The following is a 4,022-nucleotide window of genomic DNA, read 5'->3' as shown; positions in this document are numbered from 1 at the left end:
GCGCCGGCACATCGATCCAGTCAAAGCGCCAGTCCGCGAAGTCGGAGATGAAATCATTGATATCGGCCGCGCGGTTCCAGTCTTCCTTCTTCCAGGGCGTCGCAGGGTCAAAACTCTTTTCCGCGATCCAGTTCAGGGTGGCCCGCCCCTCCGCATCGGGTTTGGAAATCGGATAGGCTACCAGGCGCAGGCTGTCGTGGCCGATCATCACCATGGCGGCCTCGCCTTTGAAGGGGAGCCCATGGGTGGTGGCGCGCCACAGGATACGACCGTTCCAGATCGGCGCGCCCTCACCTGGGTACATCTGTGCGCGCAGGGCGGAATGAATGCCATCGGCTGCCACAACAAGCGCGCCACTTTTACGCGTGCCGTCCGCCAGCAGCAGATCTGCCCCGGTATCCGTGTTCTCAAACCCCACGGCCCGCGCACCTGTGGTGATGCAGTCCGGCCCGGCGCGTTCAACCAATGCCTGATAGAGCATCATCTGCAGGGCGCCGCGATGCACCGAGTATTGCGGCCAGGCATAGCCCGCCTCCATCCCGCGCGGTTCCTCCCAGATCGTTTTGCCCAGCTTGCTGTAAAACCCCAGCTGCTGGGTCCGGATGCCAACCTCGTCCAGCTCTGCCTCCAGCCCGAGGTCAAACAGTTCGCGCACGGCGTTAGGCTGCAGGTTGATCCCAACCCCCAGAGGCCGCAGTTCAGCGGCGGATTCGCAGATATGAAAAGGCACCCCAATCTGGTGCAGAGTAAGGCCCAGGCTAAGCCCGGCAATGCCGCCACCGGCGATGAGAATCGACATAATAAGCATACTCCCTAATTTGAGGGCTACAAAACCACAGCCCCACCCAAAGAGGCAAGGAAAAACAAGAAAACCCAATCCGCCCAGCTGCGGAGCAAGGGGTGTCAGGTCTTGGAGGCGATGATCAGGTCGGGGCCAAAAATAATGTCGGCATATTTGTGCAGATAGATCTTGAGCCAGGGCGTAAAGCGCTCCGGATGGCGCCGCACTTCTGCTAGCAGATCATGATAATCCATCCAGCGGGTCTCCATTACCTCATCCGGATTGGCAATTGGCGTTAACGGCCGGTGGGCATGGGCGAGAAAAACATCAACCACTTCGTGCTCGATCATGCCATGGCCGACATCGGCGCGATATTCCAACTGGTGTCGAAACTCAGGATAAAGCCCGCTGATGCCCAGTTCTTCGCGCATGCGGCGCACCGCACAGGCCGAGGAAGGTTCTTCCCACATAGGATGGGTGCAGCAGGTATTGGCCCAAAGACCCGGCGTGTGATATTTGCCTAAGGCCCGACGCTGCATGAGAATTTTCACGCCTTTGACGACAAAGACCGAGACAGCCTTGTGTTTCAGCCCCTGTTCATGCGCCAGGAGCTTTTCCACCGGTGTCAGTTCGCCGTTCACCCAGGCCGGGATCATATGGGGCATTCCGGGTCCATGATCATCCTGTCAGAAACAGACAGCCAGCAATGGCTAGCGCGGGTCGCGCCACAAGGCAACTACGCGAAAGGCCGCGCCCCCGGGGCACGGCCTTGGTTGCCCGGATTTCGGGCAAGTCTTGCGACCTGTGAGGCCTGATAACCAGATCCACAGGGGGCTGCGTTAGATTACTCGGAGGCCGCTTCTTCTTCAGTGGCCTCAGTGGCTTCCACCTCTTCGGCGGTCTCTTCAACCACGGGGCCGTGCTGGGCCAGGAAGGCATAGATATCTTCAGCGCCTTTTTTCAGTTTGAAGGACATGCTGGTCTTGGCCTTGCTATTGTCCAGATGGGTCCGCAGGAAGCCACGCGGGTCCGCAGTGAAGGCGGTGAAGCTGTCAAGATCCCAAACCAGGCCACCTTCGCCGGCCGCAACCAGATCGGCACCATAGCGGAAACCCTCATAGGTTCCGGCAGTCCGGCCAACAACGCCCCAGAGGTTCGGGCCAGTCTTGCCGCCTTTGACGATCTTCTCACCGGTGTCTGTGACAATGGCGTGGCAGGATTTGCAGCGGTTAAAGGCCTTTTCTCCCTTGGCGATATCGCCTTCGGCGAAGGCAGGGGCGGCCAGAAGGCTAAAAAGGGCTGCGGACAGGACGGGTTTCATATGCTTGCTCCGGTTTTGAAGTTGGCTTGGGTCGAATACGGCGCCCGTTGGCACGCTCTGTCAACGGGAAATACCATCGCGATATGGCATTGGGTCTGGATCATGGGAGGTTCGCCCCATTCCAGCAGGGCAAAAGATCCTGTTTTGACGGGGTTGCGCAAAAGACCGCGCGGGCAATGGCGCGGCTGAGGCAGAGCGCAGCCGCATGGCCGATCTGTCCCAGTTCGGCCTCTGGGTTGGCCAGAGCCCTAGCGCCGGTGCTGGCGGCAAAGACCAGATCGCCATCCCCCGGCGCATGGGCGGGAACCGTGGCGCGGCCAATGCCGTCATGGGCGGCTGTGGCCATACGCTGGCACTCGGCCTTGGTGAGGGCGGCATCGGTGGCGACGATGGCAATGGTAGTATTGCCGCGCTCGGATGGCAGATCACCCGCTTGGCCAGCTTCAAGGGCAAGCGCGCGCATGGCTTTCATCTTGCGGCTCTCAAGGCTGCGGCCCAGCCCGGCTGCGCTGTCCGGCCCGATGCCACCAAATTCACCGTCGACTTCAAAGGGCGCGGCCCAGAAATGACGCTCACCGGGGGTGGTCACGCTGCCCATCGGGTTTGCGGCCACCAGGGCCCCCACGGTGACGCCGCTCTCGAGTACAAAAGAGGCAGAGCCCAACCCGCCCTTGAGCATTGCAGTCAGGGCACCGGTGCCTGCGCCATGGGTGCCGAGGGAAAATGCATCAGAGGCATCTTCAAAAGCGGCGCGGCCCAGGGCGCGATAGGGGTTATCCTGCCAGGATTTATCGCCGCCATTCAGCAGGTCAAACAGGATCGCGCCGGGCACCAGGGGAATGACCGCGGGCCCCAGCGCATAGCCCCGCCCCTGCGCCCGCAGCCCGTCGACCACGCCGGAACAGGCGTCCAGCCCGTAGGCGGACCCGCCCGAGAGCACCAACGCGTCAATCTTAGCCACGGATTTATCCGGCGCCAGCAGATCCGTTTCGCGGGTTCCCGGCGCGCCGCCCATCACATGCACCGAGGCCGTCAGCGGTTCGGCGCACAGCAAAACCGTGCTGCCCGAATTCAACGTCGCATCACTGGCATTGCCGACCAAAAGGCCAGGCACATCGGTGATGAGGTTCTTGGGGCCCGGGATCATGGGAGAGGGGGTCATCCAGGGGTCTCCTGTTCCAAAGCCAAAGGTCGGGGCAGAATTGCCCTTTCCTTATAAGCTTGATTCTCTTGGGGTCTTTGATCCGGCGCAAAGAAACCGCGCCGAATGCTCAGGATCGGAAGGATCTGGTGTCAGATCCGGTTCTTGGCAGCGGCTGTGGCGGGGTCGCCAGAATTTGGCACGCCCTTGGGCTCAATCAGCAGCACCTTGCATTCCGCAGCGGCGCGGGGACGATGGGTGACGCCCTTGGGCACCACGAATAACTCGCCAGCCAGCACCGGATGCGAGGCCGCGCCTTCGATATCCATTACCATCTCGCCCTCAAGCACCAGAAAGAAGTCATCAGTGTCTTCGTGCAGATGAAACGGGAATTCGCCCTGAAACTTGACCACCATGATCTCATTGTCATTGTAGTCTGCCACCACCTTTGGGTCCCAATGGCTGTCAAACAGCGCCAGTTTTTCGGCTAGGTTTATCACCTTCATATGCAGCGGCCTCCGTCGACTTCCATGGCAACACCGGTGACCATGCTGGCCTCATCCGAGCACAGATAGCAGGCCGCATTGCCCATATCCTCTGGCGTGGAGAAACGGCCGATGGGGATGGTGGACAGGAATTTGGCGCGAATTTCTGGCGTGTCTTCGCCCATGAAGGACTGCAACAGCGGGGTTTCGCCTGCGACCGGGTTGATGGCATTGACGCGAATGCCCTTGGGGGCCAGCTCTACCGCCATGGTCTTGGTCGCGGTGATCATCCAG

The 4,022-nt window shown here is 60.8% G+C and carries 6 protein-coding genes; all 6 read right to left on the bottom strand.

Features of this window, described 5'->3' with window-relative positions:
- The coding region (locus tag ABJP42_RS14770; protein ID WP_348341659.1) for an FAD-dependent monooxygenase at positions 1 to 799 on the bottom strand (799 nt) is incomplete at its 3' end.
- Positions 800 to 903: 104 nt separating this feature from the next.
- Positions 904 to 1,446 carry an isopentenyl-diphosphate Delta-isomerase gene (gene idi, locus ABJP42_RS14765; RefSeq protein ID WP_348341658.1) on the bottom strand — a complete coding sequence of 181 codons (543 nt, stop codon included), beginning with the start codon at positions 1,444 to 1,446 and terminating at the stop codon, positions 904 to 906.
- Between the two features lie 179 nt (positions 1,447 to 1,625).
- Complete coding sequence (locus tag ABJP42_RS14760) at positions 1,626 to 2,102, bottom strand: c-type cytochrome (RefSeq protein ID WP_348341656.1); 477 nt, start codon at positions 2,100 to 2,102, stop codon at positions 1,626 to 1,628.
- A gap of 100 nt (positions 2,103 to 2,202) precedes the next feature.
- Positions 2,203 to 3,249: a P1 family peptidase gene (locus tag ABJP42_RS14755; protein WP_348341661.1), complete on the bottom strand. Its 1,047-nt coding sequence runs from the start codon at positions 3,247 to 3,249 to the stop codon at positions 2,203 to 2,205.
- 146 nt (positions 3,250 to 3,395) lie between these two features.
- Positions 3,396 to 3,749: a cupin domain-containing protein gene (locus ABJP42_RS14750; protein WP_348341654.1), complete on the bottom strand. Its 354-nt coding sequence runs from the start codon at positions 3,747 to 3,749 to the stop codon at positions 3,396 to 3,398.
- On the bottom strand, positions 3,746 to 4,022 hold a 277-nt coding region (locus ABJP42_RS14745; protein WP_348341652.1), incomplete at its 5' end, for an SDR family oxidoreductase. The genes ABJP42_RS14750 and ABJP42_RS14745, both read right to left, overlap by 4 nt.

Origin of the sequence: Pseudophaeobacter sp., from assembly GCF_039971195.1 — a bacterium.
In the GTDB taxonomy this organism is placed as follows: domain Bacteria; phylum Pseudomonadota; class Alphaproteobacteria; order Rhodobacterales; family Rhodobacteraceae; genus Pseudophaeobacter.
Note: the sequence above shows the minus strand (reverse complement) of the source record. Positions and strands in the feature narration are given on the sequence as shown.

Coding starts and splice junctions, on each gene's coding strand:
- ABJP42_RS14750 (WP_348341654.1), bottom strand. CDS start 3,749: ATGAAGGTGATAAACCTAGCCGAAAAACTGGCGCTGTTTGACAGCCAT.
- ABJP42_RS14760 (WP_348341656.1), bottom strand. CDS start 2,102: ATGAAACCCGTCCTGTCCGCAGCCCTTTTTAGCCTTCTGGCCGCCCCT.
- ABJP42_RS14755 (WP_348341661.1), bottom strand. CDS start 3,249: ATGATCCCGGGCCCCAAGAACCTCATCACCGATGTGCCTGGCCTTTTG.
- idi (WP_348341658.1), bottom strand. CDS start 1,446: ATGCCCCATATGATCCCGGCCTGGGTGAACGGCGAACTGACACCGGTG.